Here is a 20,808-nt window from a genome sequence, read left to right as displayed (position 1 = left end):
TGTGGTCACCAGGTATCGCTGCGGAACGGCGACGCCGGCAGCTGTTGCGAATTGATCAGGTTGGCGTCGGCGGGGTTCTCCCGCCAGGCATAGCGCACTGCCACCGGCGTGGCGACCGCCTCGCTGTGGACAATCACGCGGTCACCATCGATTCGCGCCTGTGCAGCGTGGAACCGGCGGTCGGCACCGGCCACGGTGAAGCCCTGTACCTGCATCCCACCGCCGCGCACCGTCAGCGCACTGCCCATCGGATCGAAGGTGATGAAGGCCTGGCCGCGATCGAAGCGGACGGCGCGCTGCACCGGACCGCTGTACGTCAGCGTTTCGCCATACGCCGCGTGCCGGGCGGCCAGCGCCAGGCGTGCGCCGACGTCGCGCTTGTTGCGCGGATGGATATCCGTCGCATTGCCCAGGTCGATGCTCACCGCCTGCGCGGTATGCGGCAGCGACAGTGCCGCCGTCTGCGATTCACGCAGCACTGCCCAGGGGCTCTGCTCACCATGGTCGGCCCCGGCACCGAAGCTGGCCAGCTGCACCCAGACAAACGGCAGCGCCGGTGCGTTCCAGTCCTGCCGCCACTGCTGGATCAAGGCCTTGAACTGATCCCGATAGGCCAGCGCTCCGGCATCGGTGGCATTGCTCTCGCCCTGGTACCAGATCACCCCCTTGATCGGGAATGGCGGCAACGGGTGGATCATGCGGTTGTACAGCAGCGTCGGGATCTGGTTCTTGTCATCGTCCAGGGCGACCGTCACCTTGCCGGGACGGAAACGCCACCCTTGCAGCGGCACCTGGCTGCCATCGGCCAGGCGCACGAACAGTTCGGACGGCTCACCGTGGATGCCACCACCACCGCCCAGGTCCTCCACTCGCACCGCGACCACGTTGCGGCCGGCCTGCAGTTGGCCGGCGGGCAGCGGATACACACGCGGTGTGTTCCAGGCCATCGTCGTCGCGCCGACCTGCACGCCATTGACGAAGGTGCGGTCCGCGTCATCGATCCGTCCGACTCCAAGGGTGCCGGCCTGCGCAGCCTGTGCCGCGCTCAAGGTGAACTCGGCACGGTACCAGCCGATCCCGTCCATGCCGGCATAGCCGCCGGTTTCCCATAGCCCCGGGAGCGTGGCAGCTTCCCAATCGCGGTCGTCGAACCGGGCTGCGGCCCACTGCGGCTGCTCGTCAAAGGTGTGCCACTTCGCAAGGCGTTGGCGCACCTTGGCCAGGGTGCGTGCATCCGTCTCGCGTTGCGCCTGCATGCGCGTGGCCAGCGCGCCTGCATCAATGTCCTGCAGCGCGGCGGCCATCCAGGCTTCGATGGTGCTGCCGCCCCAGGTGCTGTCGATGATGCCGATCGGCACCCCGGCGTGCTGCCGCAGCTCGCGCGCGAAGTAGTACGCGACCGCGGAGAAGCTCCCCGCGTTGGCGGGGGACGCCGGCAGCCAGCGGCCACCGGCCAGTGTGGTTTCCGGCTGCCCGGACCAGGATTTGGGAATCTTGAAATGACGCAGCTGCGCGTCGCTCGCAGCGGCGACGGCCGCCGCCGCGTCCTGCGTATCGTGCAGCGGCCATTCCATGTTGGACTGACCGCTGGCCAGCCAGACATCGCCGAACAGGACATCGCGCACCTGCAGCGCGCGCCCGTCGCCCGTGATCTCCAGCTGGAATGGGCCACCGACCGCGTGCGGCGGCAGCACGACCTTCCAGCTACCGTCCGTACCGACCGTGGTACTGGCACGTTCGCCGTCGATGCCGACCTGCAGGCGTGCGCCGGGCGTGGCCGTACCCCACACCGGCAGCGGCTGGTCACGCTGCAGCACCATGCCGTCGGCAAACAGCCGGGGCAGGACCGGCTCGGCCTGCACGGCGGCGGTGACCATCCACAGCGATACCACCAGCGCACACGCTCGTTTCATTGTGGATCTCCATAGACGATGCCGCGCCCACCGGTGGCGAAGTAGACGCGCCCATGCAGGCGCGGATCCCCGGTGACGCGTTGAATCTGACCGAACTGGTGCGCGGCGTCATCGATGCGCAGCCACCGGGCACCGCCGTCATCGGAACGGAAGAGCCCATGGACGCACTCGACGGTGCCCGCAACGAACACGCTGGCAACGTCACGACCCGGGGCACCCTTGCCGACGCCGAGGCTGTGAACCGCATCCACCCCCGCCACGCGCTGCAGATCACCAGCGCGCCAGCGCAGCAGCCCCTGCGGACCGGCACCGACATACACCAGCCCACCCTGCTGTGGATCGGCGCGCAGCTCGGCCGTCAGCACCGGGGCCGGCGCCAGGCGTACGCGGTCGGCGACGAACGAGGCGCCACCATCGTCGCTGCGCAGCAACGCGCCGCTGGCGGCGTCGTACCCATACCAGTGCGCAGGCGAGCGGGTGTCCGCGACCACCACGGCAGTGTTGGGCAGGCCGCGCACGGCCTGCCAATGCCGGCCGTGGTCATCGGTGTACCAATGGCTGCCGCGCAACGTGTGCCACAGCACCCGGCCGCCATCGCTGCCGAGGCGGATGCGGCCCGCGCCCTCGCCGTCCGGCGGTTCGCTGACGAACGCCTGCCACGTACGCCCACCATCGTTCGACCAGGCCGCACGGACCTCGTCATGCAGGCGATGGCGCACGGTGCCGCTGCGCACCACGTGGGAAGGTGATTGCGCGGCAGCGTCGATGCTCTCGCTGTTGGTCAGGCGCGGACCGGCGTACTGCAATGGCGACACGGTCAGGTCATCGTGGCGGAAGCCATCGATGTCGCCCAGCGCGCTCAGCAGGTGCGCGCCCTGCCCCGGGCTGACCAGGTCCAGCGGGACCGTTTCTTCCAACCCATCATTCTGGAACCACCACTGCACGGGCTGGCCGTGATCGGCCGCGCGGACATCGCGGCTCGCCCACAGGCCGTAGCCGGTGACGAACAGCACCCGGCGCGGATCGAACGGATCGATCTGCACGTCGGCCATCCAGTGCGGCGAGGCGTGTGCGGTCCATGGCGCGTTGCCGTGGTCGAACCTCGCGCCCGCGATGACCGGTGTCCAGCTGCGACCGCCATCGGTACTGCGGAAGATGTCGTCGTGCGGTCCGAAACGGTTGAAGGTGCTGGCCATCACCACGTCCGGGTTGCCGGCCTCCACCGCGACCGCGCCCCAGCCGAAGCCATCGCCCTGGGTGTCGCTGGACTGCGGCACCGGGCTGATGTCCTGCCACCGAGCCTGCTTGATGTCGAAACGCCACAGCGCCCCGTTGCCCATGCGGTCCGGGCCGGGCAGATCCGCATAGGCGATGTAGAGGCGACCGTCGCTGCCCTGCGCCATGCGGGTGGGACGCAGACCGGTCGGTTGCCCGGGCAGCGGCTGCCAGGCGCGCCCACCATCCGTGGAGCGGAGAATCGCCGGGCCCGTCGTCGTCGATACGCCCGCGTAGATCACCGGTGTAGGGCTGCCAGCGCGGCCACTGCGCGCATCGAACTGCACGAACACGATGCCGATCTGCTGCGTGCCGTTCCAGGCCGGCGCGCTGGCCTGCGCGCTGCGCGCGATCGCCGGGAAGGTCGTCACTTCCTGCCAGTGCGCACATGGTCGTCACTGCGCCACAGGCCATTGCTGCGTGAGCCGAGCAGGAGAATGCCGCCTTGATGGGGGTCCACGGCCAGTCGCTCGCCATTGCCGCGCGAAAGCTCGTTGCCACCGAGTTTGAAGGGAAGATCGGTGCGCGCGAACGTGGCCCCCCGATCGGACGAACGCAGGATCGCGCCATTGCCCACGCGGGGGTTGGTATAGGTGCCTGCGGCCAGATAGACACGCTGCGGGTCGCGCGGGTCCACGGCCAGGCTTTCGATACCGGTGAGATTGGCATCGTCACGACCGAGCCAGTCGGTCAACGCGCTCCAGCGGCCGCTGGCCTGATCCCAACGGTAGGCACCGCCGACATCGGTGCGCGCGTACAGCAGGTCCGGTTCGGCCGGATGGAAGACCAGCCCGGTCACGAAGCCACCGCCACCGATGGCCACGTTGCGCCACTGGTAGGGCGCCGCGGTGGCGAGAACCGGAAACACGGCCAGCAGCAGCACCAGCCACCCTGCCCGGCAGTGACGCGGGCGGACCGATGCGCGCACGGTCCAGATCAGCCAATCGGCGGGGGTCATGCACGGGCCTCCCGGTGGAGCGGCATGCGGCCCAATGTCCACACGCCTGGAACAGAAGCTGCGGTCCTCCCTGCTTCGTGCTGGGGAGGTGCCACGAAGCAGGAAGGCCCGCAGACGGTCACGCGTTACAGGCTGGCGCGCAGGGTGATGCCGTAGCGACGATCGTTGATCACGAAGTCGCGGTAGCGCGTGGTGTAGCCCAGGTAGCTTTCGTTGCGGGTATCGAGCAGGTTCATGCCGTCCAGCGACACCGACCACACCTCGTTGATGTTGAACCGCAGCGAGGCGTCCAGCTGGCCAAAGCCCTTGTTGTAGACAGGCAGGTTGCCGGTGCCGTTGCCGGCCGTGGTGATCAGCCAGTCGCTGCGCCAGTTGTAGGCCACGCGCGCCTGGAAGCGCGGGACTTCATAGCTGAGGATGACGTTGTAGCTGTTCTTGGAGAGCCCCTCCAGCGGCACCACCAACTGGCTGCCATTGGTATCGGTGGCATTCGGGCTGGGCGCCTTGGAGTCGACATAGGTGTAGTTGGTCTGCAGGCCGAAATGGCTCATCCAGCCCGGCAGGAAGTCGAAGAACTGGGTGTAGCCCACCTCCACGCCCTTGATCTTGCCGTCATCGCCATTCACCGGGCGGGTGATCTCCCAGTTCTCGCCGGCGTAGACCTCGTTGAACACGGCGTTGGCGATGAACCCATCGACCTTCTTGTAGAAGGCGGTGCCGTACATCATCGAGCCTTGGCCGAAGTACCACTCCAGCGACGTATCGAACTGGGTGGCCTCCATCGGCTTGAGGTTGGGATTGCCGGCCGAACCGGTGCGCCGGGTCACGCCACCCCCGGCATCGGCCGCGCTCAGGCTCAGGTTCGGGTTGAGCTTGTCGAAGCCCGGGCGCGAAATGCCCTTGGAGGCGGCAAAGCGCAGCTGCAGCTGGTCGGTGAACATCCAGCGCAGGTTGAGGCTGGGCAGCACATCGGTGTAGGACTGCTCGACATTGACCGGCAGCAGGCCACCGCCTTCGATGTCGGTCCCGGTACGCACGCCGTCGGAGGTCACCTCGGTCCGCACCACGCGCACGCCGATGTTGCCATCGAACGGGACGCCCCAGTCATCCGCACCGAAGCGAAGGACGCCGTACGCGGCGTAGGTCTTTTCGCGCTGGTTGTTGATGTTGTTCGGCGAGAATTCCAGCGGATCGGCACCGAACGCGGCCAGGGTCTGCTCGTAATTCTCCACCGCGGCATCGGAGGCACTCAGGGTCGGCCCGAAGGTGTAGCTTTTGCCGCGGAAGAAGTCGGTGATCGGGTTCGGCACCAGGCCCACGTTCGGGAAATCGGCGAACGGCGCGCCCAGCCACATGAAGCGCCAGACATTGCCCTGGTTCTCGGCCTTGCGGTCGGTGTAGCGCACGCCGGCCTTGAAGCTGCGGGCGAAGCCATCCTCGAACGCCAGGTCCATGTCCGAGCGCCACGCGAACTCGGTGCCCTTGTTGTCGTCCTTGTTGTCCAGGTGGAACTTCCAGCCGACGTAGTTGGCCGGATCGGTGAGGTATCCCTGGTTGCCGACTGCATCGGTCACCGCCAGGTACGGCAGGTCGCCACTGAGGTCGATCGTGTAGAACGGCGTGGCGTTCATGCCGGTGCCCACGATGTAGCGCGTCCCCTTGGTGGTGGCATCGACGTACTGGACATCGGTGCTCAGGGTCAGGCTCGGGCTCACCGTCCACTTCGCGCCCAACGAGTAGTCGGTGGTGATCGACTTGCGCTGGGTGAGGCTGGTGTTGGAATCGGCCGGGGTGTTCTGGAACACGCCGCTGACCAGTTCGTTGCGGTCGTTGACCACGATGTCGCGCGCGCCCTGCATGGCGTCGCCGCCGCTGTAGGCGAAGAACGAGTAATCCTGCCAGCGGAAATCGTAGTCCGAACGCAGCACCTGCGCCTGCACTTCGATGTCGTCGCGCGGGCGCCACTGCAGCGCCACCGCACCGGTGCGACGCTTGCGCTCACCCACGGTGGTGTTGATGCCGGCGCCGTGCGGCACGAACACCTCAGTGCCCTCAAAACCAGGCAGATCGGTCTGCGAATACCACGGTTCCAGCGAAATCGTGTCCTGGCGGAACGGGCTGGTCTGCTGCGAGTAGTTCACCAGCAGGCCCACCTCGCCGATACCGGTCTGCCAGCGGTCGCTGAACATGCCCGAGAACGCCGGCTTGCTGTCATCGGCCAGATCGTAATGGTTGTACTGCAGGCTGCCAGCGATCTTGCGGCCTTCATAATCGAACGGCAGGCGCGTGCGCAGGTCGACCGTGCCGCCCAGGCCACCTTCGATCATTTCCGCCGACGGATTCTTGTAGACATTGACGCCACCGAGCAGCTCGGCCGACACATCCTCGAAGCTCAGGCCGCGACCGTCATTGGCGGTGAAGATGTCACGCCCGTTGAGCTCGGTGCGCACCTGGGTCAGGCCACGGATGGCGATCGTGCTGCCCTCGCCGTAGTTGCGGGTGATCTGGATGCCGGAGATGCGCTGCAGTGCCTCGGCGACGTTGTTGTCTGGCAGCTTGCCGATGTCCTCGGCCACGATCGAATCCACGATCTGCTCGGCATTCTGTTTGATCTGCTGGGCACGGGTCACGCTGCTGCGGGTGCCGGTCACCTGGACGGTGTCCAGCTGGGTCGCCGCGGTGGCGTCCTGGATATCACTCTGTTGCGCCATGGCCTGGCCGGCAACCAGCATCGAAACGCAGACCGCCAGCGCGCGGCGGCGCACAGCGGTGGGGGTGCGTGCAGGCACGGATGCGCCTGTCGCCCCACGGCAACAACGTACTGACATGATGTTTCCCTCCCAGGACACATGTGCTGACGGTGGACAGCGCTGCGAAGGCGGCGCTGCCTGTAACAATCAGGTTTTAAGGTGACCCCGACACCGGTGGAACCGACCCGGGGATCATCGCGGCCACCCTCGTGAGGGGTGGTAGCTGGCGGGCAGCTTAGGCAGCGGGAGCCATTCCATGCCAATAAAATATTGGGCCGGATGTATTCCTTCGGAGAATACCATTCACGGTGCCTATACCAGCAGGGGTCCGGCCCGTGTCAGCCGCTCCCGCGGAGCCCCGGATACAGCCAGCGCGCGGTGGTACGCAGGGCCAACAGCATGCGTTCGGCGGCGGGCGGCAGCACGTGGCCGCGCCGGTAGATGATCCCGAACGATTCCATGCGGACGCCCACATCGATCGGCAGCACGGTCAGCAGCTTGGCCTGGATGTAGGGCGCCACCGATTCCACCGGCAGCGCGGCGAGCAGATCGCTGCCGCGCAGCAGGCTGGTCATCACCGGCAATGAACTGGTCTCGATGATGTTCTGCGGGATCGGCAGGCCCTGTTCCAGGAACAGCGCGTCCAGCCGCGCGCGCAGCACGCTGTCGGCCGGGGGCAGGATCCAGCCATGCCGGGCCAGATCGGCATGGTGCAGATCATCGCGGTTGGCCAGCGGATGGCCGGCACGGGCGATCACCGAATGCGGTTCATCGGCCAGCGCTTCGAAGGCCAGGTCCGCCGCACCCTCCGGCCCGAGGATCCGGCCGATCACCAGGTCCAGCTGGCCGTCCAGCAGACGGACCACCAGGGGCCGGCTGTAGTCCATCTCGACCCGGATCAGGATGTCCGGGAACTCGCGCTTCACCTCGGCGATCGCCTGTGGCACCAGGTTGGTGCCCGGGTTGACCACGGTGCCGATCGACACCTGGCCCCGATGCCCGCTGCGCAGCGCGGCGATCTCCTCCGTGGCCCGCCCGATCTCGGACATTGCCGAGCGTGCGCGCCGGATCAGCACGTGGCCGTACCAGGTCGGCTCCACGCCGCGGGCATGGCGCTCGAACAGTTTCACCCCGAGCATGTCTTCCATCTCCGCCAGCAGCTTGGACGCGGCCGGCTGGGTCATGGCGGCGGCCTCGGCCGCGCGCAGGACCGAACCATGTTCATGCAGGTGCAGCAACAACATCAAATGCCGGGTCTTGAGCCGGGAGGCATTTGTCCAGGGGCCAGGCGCGGTGGTCATCACACATCCGTTCTGCGTTGATCGCCGCATTGAATCACGGTATTCGACGGGGGAATAGATATTCCGAAAAATTTCATTTGATAAGAATACCTTCGCACGCAACCCTGATCGTATGGTTGCGCCGCCCCCGGCTGCCAGCCCGCCAGCGCCCCCCGCGCCCGCCGATTCCTGGAGCCTGCTTTGTCCGTCCCCGCTTTGTCGTACCGTCTGCCGTTGGCTCCCCTGGACACACTGTTCGATGAGTAAACGACTGCAGGACAAGATCGCGCTGGTGACCGGCGCGGCCAGCGGCATCGGTGCGGCCACCGCCGCGCTGTTCGCCGTGCACGGCGCCCGGGTGATCGGACTGGATCTCAATCCACCGCTCGCCCCGGATGCACGGATCGACCATCGCCTGGCCGACATCACCGATGCCGCCGCCGTGCGTGCCCTGGTGGAGGCCATCCGCGCCGAGCATGGGCGCGTGGACGTGCTGGTTAACAATGCCGGGGCCGATGTCTTCGCCGACCCACTGCAGCTGGAAGACGCACAGTGGGAACGCTGCCTGGACCTCAACCTCAAAGGCGCCTGGAACGTGTGCCGTGCAGTGCTGCCGGCGATGGTGGCGCAGCAGGCCGGTTCCATCGTCAACATCGCCTCGGTGCATGGCCACCGCATCATCCCGCACGCCTTCCCCTACCCGGTCGCCAAGCATGGGCTGATCGGGCTGAGCAAAGCGCTGGGCATCGAGTATGCGGCGCAGGGCATCCGGGTGAACTCGATTTCGCCGGGGCTGATCCTGGTGCCGCGGATCGAAGCCTGGTTCGCCAACAGCGCCGACCCGGCCGCCACGCGCCACGCGCAGGAGCAGCTGCTGCCCTGCAAGCGTATCGGCGAGCCCGGCGAGGTGGCGCATACCGCGCTGTTCCTGGCCAGTGACGAAGCCCGCTTCATCAATGCCACCGACATCCTGATCGACGGTGGCCGTTCCCAGCTTTACCACGAGTAATCATGACCGCACCGACCTTCCATCTGCCGCTTGTCGCGATCCTGCGCGGCATCACCCCCGAAGACACCCTCGCTCACGTCGGCGCACTGGTGGGTGCCGGCTTCGATGCGATCGAAGTCCCGCTGAACTCGCCACGCTGGGAAGACAGCATCGCCGGCGCGCAGCGCGCGTTCGGTGCACAGGCCTGGATCGGGGGCGGCACCGTGCTGCGCGAACAGCAGGTGGACGCATTGGTGGAGATCGGCGCACGCTTCATCGTCACCCCCAACACGCGGCCGGCGCTGATCCGCCACGCGGTGGATCAGGGCCTGCAGGTGATGGCCGGGTTCGCCACCGCCAGCGAGGCATTCGATGCGATCGATGCCGGTGCGCAGATGCTCAAGCTGTTCCCTGCGGCCACCTATGGCCCCGGCCACGTGCGCGCCCTGCGCTCGGTATTGCCGCGCGAGCTGCCGTTGTACGTGGTCGGCGGCGTGACCCCGGACTCCCTCGCCAGCTACCTCGCCGCCGGTGCGGTCGGTGCCGGGATCGGGGGCGATCTCTATCAACCCGCCCAGCCGCTGCAGCGTACCCGCGAGCAGGCCCAGGCGTTCCTCCAGGCCTACCGGACTACGCACGGATGAAGATCACCCGACTGGTTACCTATCACGCCGCACCGCGTTGGCTGTTCCTGAAGATCGAGACCGACGAGGGCATCGTCGGCTGGGGCGAACCGGTGATCGAAGGCCGCGCACGCACGGTGGACGCCGCCGTGCATGAGCTGTCGGCGTATCTGATCGGCAAGGACCCGGCCCGGATCAACGACCTGTGGCAGACGATGTACCGCGGCGGCTTCTACCGCGGCGGCGCGATTTTGATGAGCGCCATCGCCGGCATCGACCAGGCGCTGTGGGACATCAAGGGCAAGGCGCTCGGCGTGCCGGTCTACCAGTTGCTGGGGGGCCTGGTGCGCGATCGCATGAAGACCTACCGCTGGGTGGGCGGCGACCGGCCGGCCGATCTGGTCGAGCAGGTACATCGGTACCGCGCGCTCGGCTTTGATACGTTCAAGTTCAACGGCACTGAAGAGATGCAGCTGCTGGACAGCCCCCGCCGCGTGGATGCCGCCATCGCCAAGGTCGCCGCGCTGCGCGATGCATTCGGCGACAGCATCGATTTCGGCGTGGATTTCCATGGCCGGGTGGGCGCACCGATGGCCCGGGTCCTGCTCAAGGAACTGGAGCCATACCGGCCACTGTTCGTTGAAGAGCCGGTCCTTCCGGAGCAGGCCGAGTATTACCCGCGCCTGGCCGCGGCCACCTCGATTCCACTGGCGGCCGGTGAGCGCATGTACTCGCGCTTCGAATTCAAGCAGGTCCTCGCCAACGGCGGTCTGTCGTTGCTGCAACCGGATCTCTCGCATGCCGGTGGCCTCACCGAGTGCCTGAAGATCGCGGCGATGGCCGAAGCCTACGATGTCGCGCTCGCGCCGCACTGCCCGCTGGGCCCGGTCGCGCTCGCGGCCTGCCTGCAGTTGGATTTCGTCTCGCACAACGCGGTGCTGCAGGAACAGAGCATCGGCATCCACTACAACCAAGGCGCCGATCTGCTCGATTACGTGTTGAACAAGGACGACTTCCACTGCGACCATGGCAGCATCGCCGCCCTGCCCAAACCCGGGCTGGGCGTGGAAATCGATGAGGAGCGCCTGCGCCATGCCCATGAAAACCCGCCTGACTGGCGCAACCCGATCTGGCGCCACAGCGACGGCTCCGTTGCCGAATGGTGAGTGGCGATGAGCGTTGAGCTGGCCCCGGCCACGTTGGTGGTGGACAGCCGCTGCACCCATGGCGAAGGCGTGCTCTGGTGCGAACAGCGGCAGAGCGTGCTTTGGATCGACATCGCCGAGCGCCGGCTGTGGGAGCACCACCCCGCGCGCGGCACCCGCCGCTACTGGGTGCTGCCTGACCGCCCCGGCTGCATCGGCCTGTTCGACGACGGCACCTTGCTGGTGGCGTTGGTCAGCTCGCTGCACCGCGCAGATCTTGCCAGCGCCACCGACGACACCCTGCCCCTGCAGTGGCTTGCCGATGTGGAGCCCTACAAGCCCTATACCCGCAGCAATGATGGCCGCGCCGATCGTCACGGCAATTTCGTGTTCGGCACCATGAACGAGCACCCCGAGCGCGCTGCCGATGGCCGCTTCTACCAGTACTCCACCCGCCACGGCCTGCGCGAGCTGCCGCTGCCGGGCATCGTGATTTCCAATGCGATCAGCTTCAGCCTGGATGGCCGCACGATGTACTGGTGCGACTCGGTATCGCCGCGGATCATGGCCTGCGATTACGACCCCGAGCAGGCCAGCACCCGTAACGTGCGCGAATTCACCGCCCTGGCCGATACGGCGGCCGAACCGGATGGCTCGGCCGTCGATGCGGCCGGACGGGTATGGAACGCGCAATGGCGCGCGCGCCAGGTCAGCTGCTATGCACCCGATGGCACCCTGCTGCAGGTCCAGCCGGTGCCGGTCAAACACCCCACCTGCGTGGCTTTCGGCGGCAATGACCTGCGTACCTTGTACGTGATCAGCTCGCGGCTGGACCACACGCCGGAGGAATTGGCCGCAAGCACGCACGCCGGCAGCCTGTTCAGCGCGCGCCAGGCGCAGCCTGGCCTGCCCGAGAGCCGGATCCGCGGATGATCGCCGTTGACTGGGGCAGCAGCAGCCTGCGCGGCTACCGGCTGGACCAGCACGGTGCCACCCTTGAGCAGCGCTCCAGTGCGCGCGGAATACTGCACTGCGATGGCAACTACGCCGACGTGCTGGCCGGGCTGGTCGATGGCTGGCCGGACAGCACGATCCTGCTCAGCGGGATGATCGGCAGCCGCAATGGCTGGATCGAGCAGGCCTACCTGCCCTGCCCGGCCGGGCTGGCCGATCTCGCCGCAGCGCTGCAGTTGCATCACGATGCACGGCTGCCTGGCCGTGATCTCTGGTTCGTGCCTGGCGTGGCCGTCCAGGGCGCGGGCGGGACGCCGGATGTGATGCGCGGCGAAGAAACGCAATTATTCGGCCTGGACACCCGCGCAGGCCACGCCCATGTCTGCCTGCCTGGTACGCACAGCAAGTGGGCAACGCTGCACGATGGGGCGATCACCGGTTTTGCGACCGCCATGACCGGCGAGGTGTTCGCGCTGCTGCGCCAGCACAGCCTGCTCGGCCGCCTGATGGACGACGGCGATGGTTTCGATGCCATCGCCTTCGCCCAAGGCGTGCAGCGCAGCGGCGATGCCGGTGGCCTGCTGCACCACCTGTTCGGCGTGCGTGCGTTGGGCCTGTTCGAGCGTCTCGCGCCTTCGGCCGCCCCCTCCTATCTCTCCGGCCTGTTGCTCGGCCATGAAATCCGCGACCTGGCCGCGCCCGGGGCCGAGGTGCACCTGGTGGGCAATACCAAGCTGACCACGCGCTATGCCCACGCGCTGAAGGTGCTCGACAGGACCCCCGTCGATGCGCCTGAAAGCCTTGCGGCGCGGGGCCTGTACCGTCTTGCGCGGCAGCGCGGCCTGCTCGGCTGAGCGCACGGCCCCAGCATTCAGGCACAACCTGTTCTAGAATTGGTCGGCTTAACGCCGGATTTCCCCATGCCTTTCGTCGTCACTGAAAACTGCATCAAGTGCAAACACACCGATTGCGTGGAAGTGTGCCCCGTGGATTGCTTCCACGAAGGCCCCAACTTCCTGGTGATCGACCCGGATGAGTGCATCGACTGCACCCTGTGCGAACCGGAGTGCCCGGTCAACGCGATCTTCCCTGAAGACGACGTGCCCGCCGGGCAGGAAGTGTTCGTCGCCCTGAACGCCGAACTGGCCCAGGCCTGGCCGGTGCTTACCGTGCGCAAGGACCCGCCTGCCGATGCCGGCGAATGGGACGGCAAGCCGGACAAGCTGAAGCTGCTGGAACGCTGAGCCTTCCGGCGCTGGCAGCAACAAAAAGGGCGCCGAGGGCGCCCTTTTTGCTTCTCTGACCCGCAGCTTCGGTAGTGCCGGCCGCTGGCGCTTTTACGGAGCCAGCTTCGCCTTCAGCTCACCCAGCAGCTTGGTCGGGGCGGCGGCGGTCGCCGGCAGGCCACGCGGATCCACGGCCGACACATAGGCGCCGGCATCGACGGCCACCACGCGGACCAGGAAGTCGCTGCCTTCGAAGGCCACGTCATAGGAACCCAGCAGCTGTGCCTTGCTGGCGATCTTCACGCCTTCAACGGACTCCAGCGCGGTGCCGACCTTGGCGAACACCTCTTCCTTGGTGCCCGGCACGGTGAACCCGGCATTGTTGGCCGGTGCCTGGGTCGAGGACGGCGCCGGACGCGCAGACTGCGAGGCCAGCGTGGAGCTGGTGGCGGCGGTGGCGGCGGCCTGGCCGGCCGGGACGTTCAGATCCGGCGGCACTTCCAGCGGACGCACTTCCGGGGCCAGGGCGTAGTCGCCCTTGGCACCGCGCTTGAAGCAACCGGTGGTGCCGACGAGGGTGGCGGTAGCCAGGATCGCGAAGGACAGCACGCGGATGGCGGAAACGGATTGACGCATGGGAATCTCCTGGGTGACCACTGTGATCAGTGGTTGGATAGTGCTTCCAGCGCACCGATATCGGTGGCCAGGTGTTCGGCAGCGGCGTGGTGGGCCGCGGACAGGGGCAGCAGCGGCAGGCGCAGGCCGTCACCAATGCCGATCCGGCGCAGCAGGTCCTTCACCGGGATCGGATTGGACTCCACGCCGCAGAATTCATGGAAGGGCTCCAGACGGGCATCCCACGACTCGGTCGCCTCGCGCTCACCGGCCGCTGCCAGGTCGCACATCCGCCGGTAGGCACCCGGCAAGGCGTTGGAACCGACCGAGATCAGGCCGTCCACGCCGGACAGGATCGAGCGCGCGGCCGTGCCGTCGTCACCACTGAGGATGGCGAAATCCGGCGAACGCAGGGCCAGCAGGGCATGCACGCGGCCGATATCGCCCACCGCTTCTTTGATGCCGACGATGTTCGGGTGGCTGGCCAGCTCGGCCACGGTCGCGGGCAGCATGTCGCAGCCGGTGCGGCCGGGCACGTTGTACAGGATAACCGGCAGGCCGCCCTGGTCGGCCACCGCGCGGTAATGCGCGATCAGGCCTTCCTGGGTGGGGCGCACGTACGGCGGGGTCACCACCAGCGCGTGCGTGGCGCCATTGGCGGCCGCCCGGCGGGTCTGCTCGATCGTTTTGGCCGTCCCGGACAGGCCGGTGCCGGCCAATACCGGGATGCGCCCGGCGACGGTTTTGACCGCACTGCGCAGCAGCTGGTCGTATTCGTCATCGGACAGGGCCGCGGCTTCACCGGTCGAACCGGCCACCACCACCCCGTGAACACCACCCTCCAGTTGCAGATGCAGCAAGCGCTGCCAACCGTCGGGATCCAATGCGCCGTTCGCCTGGAAGGGCGTCGCCAGCGCGGTGATGAGACCGGAAAGGGACAAGGACATCGTGCTCGGAAGAAAGGGGGCACCGTGCCTGCGTAAACGCCGGCCAGATGTACGTTGCATGTTACTTGCGGGTCGAAAGCGCGGGCAAGTATGCTGGACTCCGGCGAACGTGCCGTCGTCCGGCCGTTCAGACTCACCTTGCATCACCCGGAACCATCTTGACCGACACCACGCCGCGGCCTGCGCCGACCGAAAACCACCTCCTGATCAACGCCTATACGACGCATCCGGAGTCCCCCCTGCTGCCTGTGACCCGGCGTATCGCCGACAGTGGCTGCAATCTGGTCGACGCCCGCCTGGCCACGGTCGGGCGCGACGTGTCCGTCACCGCCCTGGCCACCGGCTCGTGGGACTCGGTGGCCAAGCTGGAGGCGATGCTGACCCGGCTGGAGCGTGAGGAAGGCCTGAAGCTGGTCTGGTACCGCACCGGGGCCAAGCAGGCGCAGTCCAACCTGCTGCCCTACATCGTGGAAGTGATCGCCGCCGACAAGCCGGGAATCCTGTTCCAGCTGGCCGATTTCTTCGACCGCCAGGGCATCACCATCGAAAACCTGCAGAGCACGCGTTACCGCGCGATGCAGACCGGTGCGGAAATGTTCTCCGCGCAGGTCACGATCGGTGTGCCGGCCAACATGCACATCGCCGCGCTGCGCGATGATTTCCTCGAGTTCTGCGATCACCTCAACCTCGATGCGATCATGGACCCGATGAAGTTCTGATGTTTCGCGCGCTCGTCACGGGCGCGCGGGGTTTCATGCAGTTGTAGTAGATCTACCCCAGGATCCGGAAAGGAACCCATGAACGACGGCGACACCCTGGACAGCACCACCCTCGCACTGCCGCTGGCCTTGTCCGGCGGCGAGACCACCACCCTCGGCGATCTGGCCGGCCAGTGGCTGGTGCTGTACTTCTACCCCAAGGACAGCACCCCGGGCTGCACCACCGAGGGCATCGATTTCAACGCACTGCTCCCGCAGTTCACCAACGCCGGCGCCCGCGTTTTCGGCGTTTCCCGCGATTCGGTCAAATCCCACGACAACTTCTGCGCCAAGCAGGGCTTCGCCTTCCCGCTGATCAGCGATGGCGATGAAGCGCTGTGCACCGCGTTCGACGTGATCAAGCTGAAGAACATGTACGGCAAGCAGGTGCGCGGCATCGAGCGCAGCACCTTCCTCATTTCGCCGGACAGTCGTATCGTGCAGGCGTGGCGCAAGGTCAAAGTGGCCGGCCACGCAGACACCGTCCTTGAAGCCCTGAAGGCCGCGAAAACCCAGTGATCACCCCGGCACCCCCAATGGCCATCACCCTGCCCCGCAGGTCGTGATGGCTTGTCCCTGTTCTGCCACCAGGAATTGACGATGACCCGAGGCAAGCGCATCTACGTACTGGATACCAACGTGCTCATGCACGATCCGACCGCGCTGTTCAAGTTCGAGGAGCATGATGTCTACCTGCCGATGCAGGTGATCGAAGAGCTGGACAACGGCAAGAAGGGCACCACCGAGGCCAGCCGCAACGCGCGCCAGGTCAGCCGTTTCCTCAATGAGCTGGTGCAGGCCTCGGGCCTGGACAACCTGGCCGATGGCATTCCGCTGCAGCGGCCGAACGGGCTGCAGCTGCGCGGCAAGCAGAGCGTGGGCCTGCTGCGTTTCCAGACCAGCCACTTCGAGGCCGGCAAGAGCTTCGGCGCGGTGATTCCGGACAATGCCATCCTCGGGGCGATCCTGGCCCTGAAGGAGCAGGTGCCCGAGATCCCTGTGGTGTTCGTCTCCAAGGACATCAACCTGCGGATCAAGGCGGCGATCGCCGGCATCGTGTCCGAGGATTACGAAAACGACCGCGCGCTCGACGATTTCAGCCTGCTCTACACCGGCGCCACCGAGCTGCCGGAAGACTTCTGGAAGAAGCACACCGACAACCTGCGCAGCTGGAGCGACAAGGGACGCACCAGTTACGAAATCATCGCCAGCGAAGACGAGAACTGGCATCCCAACCAGTACGCCTACCTGCCGGGCGACGATGAAGTCGAACTGCGCGTGGCCAAGGTGGACGGTGAGAAGATCACGCTGTCGCTGGTCAACGATTTCCGCCATGGCAGCCACGCGGTGTGGGGCATCAGCGCGCGCAACCGCGAGCAGAACTTCGCCCTCAACGCGCTGATGGACCCGGAGATCGATTTCGTCACCCTGCTCGGCACTGCCGGTACCGGCAAGACGCTGCTGGCGCTGGCCGCCGGCCTGGCCCAGACCATGGACCAGCAACGCTACCGCGAGATCATCATGACCCGCGCCACGGTCAGCGTCGGCGAGGACATCGGCTTCCTGCCCGGTACCGAGGAAGAAAAGATGACGCCGTGGATGGGCGCGCTGACCGACAACCTGGAAGTGCTCACGCATACCCAGGAAGGCGGCGCGTGGGGCCGTGCGGCGACCAACGACCTGATCGCCAGCCGGATCAAGATCCGCTCGCTGAACTTCATGCGTGGCCGCACGTTCCTGTCGCGCTACCTGATCCTGGATGAAGCGCAGAACCTCACTCCCAAGCAGATGAAGACCCTGATCACCCGTGCCGGCCCCGGCACCAAGATCGTGTGCCTGGGCAACGTGGAACAGATCGATACCCCGTACCTGACCGAGACCACCTCGGGCCTGACCTACGCGGTGGACCGCTTCAAGAACTGGCCGCACAGCGCGCACATCACGCTGCGCCGTGGCGAGCGTTCGCGCCTGGCCGATTACGCTTCGGAGGTGTTGTGAGCCGTTTCCTGTCCCGTGCGGTCCTGCCGCTGGCGCTTGCTGCGCTGGCGGCCGCCTGCACGCCTGCCAATACACGGCCGGGCGCCAGCGTCCCGACCGCGGTCAAGACCGGCCAGTCCTGGGTGGTGACGCGACCGGTCGTCGCCGCCCAGGTCCTGGATACCTGCTCACGCTCCAGCCCCGGCCGCGAGCCGGGGCGCGTCACCGGCTACTGGGCCCCCAGCCGCCAACAGGTCGAACAGCTGGAAGCCCAGTTGCCGTCGCTGGAGGCGCAGGTGCCCAAGGCGGCCGATTTCGATCGCCAATACGTGGGCATCGAAATGGACGGCCGCCAGCTGATCTATCTCAACGCCTTCCATCTGCCCGACGATGCCGATATCGACCCGGCGCGCGATGCGATCCGGGTCTGCGATGGCGGCGCGCAGTTCTGGGGCGCGGTATTCGATCCGGCCAGCGGCAGTTTCTCCGATGTGCAGTTCAACGGCCCGCCTGCGGGCCGTTGATCGTGCCGTGACCCCCACCACACGCGCCGGATGAGCATCCGGCTGCCCACCTGGGTCTGGATCGGCGCGATCGCGCTGTCCTGCGTGGCCGGAATGGTCAACGTGGTCGGCTTCCTCGGCTTCGAGCACCAGGCGGTCAGCCACATGACCGGCACCACCAGCCAGCTCGGCATGGCGCTGGCCCAGCGCGACTGGCGCGTGGTCGGGCATCTGTGGGGACTGCTGATCGCCTTCTGCGTGGGTGCCACACTCAGCGGCGTGATCATCCAGGACAGCGGCCTGCAGTTGGGCCGCCGCTATGGCGTGGTGCTGGCGCTCGAATCGCTGTTGCTGCTGATCGCGATCCCCTTGTTCAAACAGCAGCAGATCTGGGGCGCGCTCGCGGCGGCGATGGCCTGCGGCCTGCAGAACGCGATGGCGACCACGTTCAGCGGGGCGGTGGTGCGCACCACCCATCTCAGCGGCATGTTCACCGACCTGGGCATCGGCCTGGGTCACCTGTTGCGCGGCCTGCCACTGCCGATCCGGCGGCTGACCCTGAGCGGCCTGATCGTCAGCGGTTTCCTGGCTGGCGGCGTGATCGGCGCCGGGTTGTTCCTGCGCTTCGGTTACGACGCGCTGCTGGCGCCTGCCCTGCTGACCGGCGGCACCGGTCTGGGCTACGTGCTGTACCGGCAGTGGGCGCTGCTGCGGGCGCGCTGACGGCGCGGCAGCAATACGGCGGCAAACATTGCACAATCGAGGCATGACGCCTTCCAGCCCCGTTTCCGCCCTGACCATCGCCGGCTCCGATTCCGGCGGTGGCGCAGGCATCCAGGCCGACCTGAAGGCCTTCGCCGCCCATCGCGTACATGGCCTTTCGGCGATTGCCGCGCTGACCGCACAGAACACCCGCGGCGTCACCGCCGTGCACGTGCCGCCACTGGAGTTCCTGCAGGCGCAGATCGACGCCTGCTTCGCCGATTTCGATATCCATGCGGTGAAGCTGGGCATGCTCGCCAATGCCGAGGTGATCGGCCTGGTGGCCGACGCGCTGGTAAAGCACCGCCCGCCGCATGTCGTGCTGGATCCGGTGATGGTCGCCACCAGCGGTGCCAAACTGCTTGAAGACGCCGCCCTGAAGGCCATGCGCACGCGCCTGGTTCCACTGGCCACGCTGCTCACGCCCAACACGCCGGAAGCCGAGCTGCTGCTCGGCCGCCGCATCGTCACCGCCGAAGACGCTGAAGATGCCGCCGACGCGCTGCTCGAGCTGGGTGCCGGCGCGGTACTGCTCAAGGGCGGCCATCTGGATGAAGGCAGCCGCGTGATCGATCGCTACTTCGACGGCGTCACCCGCGACGAGTTCATCCACGCCCGGTTGCCGGTGGATGCGCACGGCACCGGCTGCACGTTGGCCTCGGCGATCGCCGCGCAGCTGTGCCAGGGGTTGTCGTTGCCGAACGCCTGCGAAGCGGCCATCGACTACGTCGCGCGGGGCCTGCAGAGCGGTTACTACCCGGGCCGCAGCGAGGTGCTGGTGATCGACCACTTCGGCGCGGCACGCCCGGCATGATCGACGCCTCTCCCCTTCCCGTGCAGACCGGCGATGGCCATCGCTTCGAACTGCTGGCACGCGTGCCGACGCAGCCACGCGCACGCCTGCTGTGGTTGCCGGCGCTGGGCGTCGCCGCGCGCCACTACCTGCCCTTCGCCGATGCGCTCGCGGCGCGTGGCATCGCGGTGTACCTGCATGAGTGGCGCGGCAACGGCAGCAGCAGCCTGCGGCCGTCGCGCACGCAGGATTGGGGGTATCGCGAGATCCTCGAACACGACCTGCCGGCCAGCCTGGCCCAGATGCCCGAAGACGCGGTAACGCCCCTGATCATCGGCGGCCACAGCCTCGGCGGTCAGCTGGCCTGCTGCTTCGGCGGGTTGCACCCGCAGCGCTTCGCACGGGTGTGGCTGGTCGCCAGCGGCACGCCGTACTGGCGCACCTTCCCCGCCCCGCGCGGCTGGGCGCTGCCGCTGGTGTACCGCTTCCTGCCCTGGCTGGCACAGCGCCAAGGGGTCCTGCACGGCAAGAAGCTCGGCTTCGGCGGCACGGAAGCGCGCGGCCTGATCCGCGACTGGTCACGCGTAGGCCTCAACAACCACTATGCGGCGGCGGGCATGGCGACCGATCTGGAGGCCGGCATGCGCACCCTGCAGGGCCAGGCCACTGCCATGGTGATGGATCACGACTGGCTGGCACCGCCTTCCTCGATGCAGGCCCTGCTGGCCAAGATGCCCGGCATGCGTGCGCAGCTCCGCGTGTTGAGTGCGCAGGCGCTGGGCACGCGTGCCGATCACTTCGCCTGGATGAAAACGCCGGAAGCCGTGGTGGAGCGCCTTTTTCATTCATTTGAATGAAGACCTTCACAAAAACCGTTGACGAATGCGACGCCGATCCGCATAATTCCGCTCCTGTTGACGCGCCCGTAGCTCAGTTGGATAGAGTACCTGGCTACGAACCAGGCGGTCGGGAGTTCGAATCTCTCCGGGCGCACCATCAACAGGGTATCGATTTCGCCGTCGGTATCAGTAATGAAAATTCGATGTAAATGCGCCCGTAGCTCAGTTGGATAGAGTACCTGGCTACGAACCAGGCGGTCGGGAGTTCGAATCTCTCCGGGCGCACCATTACATCGAATGGCAGGCTTGCTTGCCTTCCCGTCGAACGTGGCAACACGCGCGGCAGGACACACAACCAGACAATGCAAATGCGCCCGTAGCTCAGTTGGATAGAGTACCTGGCTACGAACCAGGCGGTCGGGAGTTCGAATCTCTCCGGGCGCACCATTGCATCGACGAAGACAGCAGCCATCGGTTGCTGTTTTTTTTTGCGTTGTCCCCA

The 20,808-nt window shown here is 66.8% G+C and carries 20 protein-coding genes and 3 tRNA genes; 16 read left to right on the top strand and 7 right to left on the bottom strand.

What is annotated here, in order from left to right; genetic code table 11:
* Positions 1–5 precede the first annotated feature (5 nt).
* The 5 genes from NJD74_RS07000 to NJD74_RS06985 all read right to left on the bottom strand — a co-directional run bounded on the left by NJD74_RS07000 (position 6) and on the right by NJD74_RS06985 (position 8,197).
* On the bottom strand, positions 6–1,913 hold the full coding sequence (locus NJD74_RS07000; RefSeq protein WP_319623868.1) for a sialate O-acetylesterase: 1,908 nt from the start codon (positions 1,911–1,913) through the stop codon (positions 6–8).
* Positions 1,910–3,559 carry a cellulase gene (locus tag NJD74_RS06995; protein WP_345785055.1) on the bottom strand — a complete coding sequence of 550 codons (1,650 nt, stop codon included), beginning with the start codon at positions 3,557–3,559 and terminating at the stop codon, positions 1,910–1,912. The genes NJD74_RS07000 and NJD74_RS06995 overlap by 4 nt, the downstream gene beginning before the upstream one ends.
* Positions 3,556–4,146, bottom strand: coding sequence for a hypothetical protein (locus tag NJD74_RS19680; protein ID WP_345785053.1), 591 nt, complete (start codon positions 4,144–4,146; stop codon positions 3,556–3,558). The genes NJD74_RS06995 and NJD74_RS19680 overlap by 4 nt, the downstream gene beginning before the upstream one ends.
* 125 nt (positions 4,147–4,271) lie before the next feature.
* The gene (locus NJD74_RS06990) at positions 4,272–6,878 is read right to left on the bottom strand and encodes a TonB-dependent receptor (protein WP_319623956.1); all 2,607 of its coding nucleotides are present in this window, start codon (positions 6,876–6,878) and stop codon (positions 4,272–4,274) included.
* A gap of 356 nt (positions 6,879–7,234) precedes the next feature.
* On the bottom strand, positions 7,235–8,197 hold the full coding sequence (locus NJD74_RS06985) for a LysR substrate-binding domain-containing protein (protein WP_319623867.1): 963 nt from the start codon (positions 8,195–8,197) through the stop codon (positions 7,235–7,237).
* 238 nt (positions 8,198–8,435) lie between these two features.
* Between NJD74_RS06985 and NJD74_RS06980 the strand changes: the two genes are divergently transcribed.
* The 6 genes from NJD74_RS06980 to fdxA all read left to right on the top strand — a co-directional run bounded on the left by NJD74_RS06980 (position 8,436) and on the right by fdxA (position 13,130).
* The gene (locus NJD74_RS06980) at positions 8,436–9,185 is read left to right on the top strand and encodes an SDR family oxidoreductase (protein WP_319623866.1); all 750 of its coding nucleotides are present in this window, start codon (positions 8,436–8,438) and stop codon (positions 9,183–9,185) included.
* Positions 9,186–9,187: 2 nt separating this feature from the next.
* The gene (locus NJD74_RS06975) at positions 9,188–9,808 is read left to right on the top strand and encodes a 2-dehydro-3-deoxy-6-phosphogalactonate aldolase (protein WP_319623865.1); all 621 of its coding nucleotides are present in this window, start codon (positions 9,188–9,190) and stop codon (positions 9,806–9,808) included.
* Entirely contained in the window at positions 9,805–10,953 is a 1,149-nt protein-coding gene (dgoD, locus tag NJD74_RS06970; protein ID WP_019183290.1) for a galactonate dehydratase, read from the top strand. The genes NJD74_RS06975 and dgoD overlap by 4 nt, the downstream gene beginning before the upstream one ends.
* Before the next feature lie 6 nt (positions 10,954–10,959).
* Positions 10,960–11,865 (top strand): SMP-30/gluconolactonase/LRE family protein, encoded by a 906-nt coding sequence (locus NJD74_RS06965; protein ID WP_019183291.1) that lies wholly within the window; start codon positions 10,960–10,962, stop codon positions 11,863–11,865.
* Complete coding sequence (locus NJD74_RS06960; protein ID WP_319623864.1) at positions 11,862–12,740, top strand: 2-dehydro-3-deoxygalactonokinase; 879 nt, start codon at positions 11,862–11,864, stop codon at positions 12,738–12,740. Before NJD74_RS06965 ends, NJD74_RS06960 begins: the two co-directional genes overlap by 4 nt.
* A gap of 66 nt (positions 12,741–12,806) precedes the next feature.
* Positions 12,807–13,130 (top strand): ferredoxin FdxA, encoded by a 324-nt coding sequence (gene fdxA, locus NJD74_RS06955; protein ID WP_019183294.1) that lies wholly within the window; start codon positions 12,807–12,809, stop codon positions 13,128–13,130.
* Between the two features lie 93 nt (positions 13,131–13,223).
* Here fdxA and NJD74_RS06950 read toward each other — a convergent pair whose 3' ends face one another.
* On the bottom strand, positions 13,224–13,748 hold the full coding sequence (locus NJD74_RS06950) for a hypothetical protein (protein ID WP_019183295.1): 525 nt from the start codon (positions 13,746–13,748) through the stop codon (positions 13,224–13,226).
* Between the two features lie 26 nt (positions 13,749–13,774).
* The gene (dapA, locus tag NJD74_RS06945; protein WP_026069793.1) at positions 13,775–14,668 is read right to left on the bottom strand and encodes a 4-hydroxy-tetrahydrodipicolinate synthase; all 894 of its coding nucleotides are present in this window, start codon (positions 14,666–14,668) and stop codon (positions 13,775–13,777) included.
* 164 nt (positions 14,669–14,832) lie between these two features.
* Between dapA and NJD74_RS06940 the strand changes: the two genes are divergently transcribed.
* From NJD74_RS06940 to NJD74_RS06895, 10 genes are all read left to right on the top strand, one after another.
* Positions 14,833–15,393, top strand: coding sequence for a glycine cleavage system protein R (locus NJD74_RS06940; protein ID WP_019183297.1), 561 nt, complete (start codon positions 14,833–14,835; stop codon positions 15,391–15,393).
* Positions 15,394–15,471: 78 nt separating this feature from the next.
* The gene (locus NJD74_RS06935) at positions 15,472–15,951 is read left to right on the top strand and encodes a peroxiredoxin (RefSeq protein ID WP_088432235.1); all 480 of its coding nucleotides are present in this window, start codon (positions 15,472–15,474) and stop codon (positions 15,949–15,951) included.
* A gap of 81 nt (positions 15,952–16,032) precedes the next feature.
* Entirely contained in the window at positions 16,033–17,430 is a 1,398-nt protein-coding gene (locus NJD74_RS06930) for a PhoH family protein (RefSeq protein ID WP_070470631.1), read from the top strand.
* A 23-nt stretch (positions 17,431–17,453) separates the two neighbouring features.
* The gene (locus NJD74_RS06925; RefSeq protein ID WP_046273637.1) at positions 17,454–17,933 is read left to right on the top strand and encodes a hypothetical protein; all 480 of its coding nucleotides are present in this window, start codon (positions 17,454–17,456) and stop codon (positions 17,931–17,933) included.
* A 30-nt stretch (positions 17,934–17,963) separates the two neighbouring features.
* Positions 17,964–18,635 carry a YoaK family protein gene (locus NJD74_RS06920; protein WP_019183301.1) on the top strand — a complete coding sequence of 224 codons (672 nt, stop codon included), beginning with the start codon at positions 17,964–17,966 and terminating at the stop codon, positions 18,633–18,635.
* Between the two features lie 43 nt (positions 18,636–18,678).
* Positions 18,679–19,488, top strand: a complete 810-nt coding sequence (gene thiD / locus NJD74_RS06915) for a bifunctional hydroxymethylpyrimidine kinase/phosphomethylpyrimidine kinase (protein ID WP_319623863.1) — start codon at positions 18,679–18,681, stop codon at positions 19,486–19,488.
* The gene (locus tag NJD74_RS06910; RefSeq protein ID WP_319623862.1) at positions 19,485–20,324 is read left to right on the top strand and encodes an alpha/beta fold hydrolase; all 840 of its coding nucleotides are present in this window, start codon (positions 19,485–19,487) and stop codon (positions 20,322–20,324) included. The genes thiD and NJD74_RS06910 overlap by 4 nt, the downstream gene beginning before the upstream one ends.
* Before the next feature lie 62 nt (positions 20,325–20,386).
* Positions 20,387–20,463: transfer RNA gene (locus NJD74_RS06905), tRNA-Arg, on the top strand.
* A 54-nt stretch (positions 20,464–20,517) separates the two neighbouring features.
* Positions 20,518–20,594 (top strand) — tRNA-Arg (locus NJD74_RS06900).
* 82 nt (positions 20,595–20,676) lie between these two features.
* Positions 20,677–20,753 (top strand) — tRNA-Arg (locus NJD74_RS06895).
* Positions 20,754–20,808: the final 55 nt, after the last annotated feature.

Origin of the sequence: Stenotrophomonas sp. RG-453 (assembly GCF_033843685.1) — a bacterium.
Taxonomy (GTDB): domain Bacteria; phylum Pseudomonadota; class Gammaproteobacteria; order Xanthomonadales; family Xanthomonadaceae; genus Stenotrophomonas; species Stenotrophomonas bentonitica_A.
The sequence above is the reverse complement of the archived record's forward strand: the minus strand, read 5'-3'. Positions and strand labels throughout refer to the sequence as shown.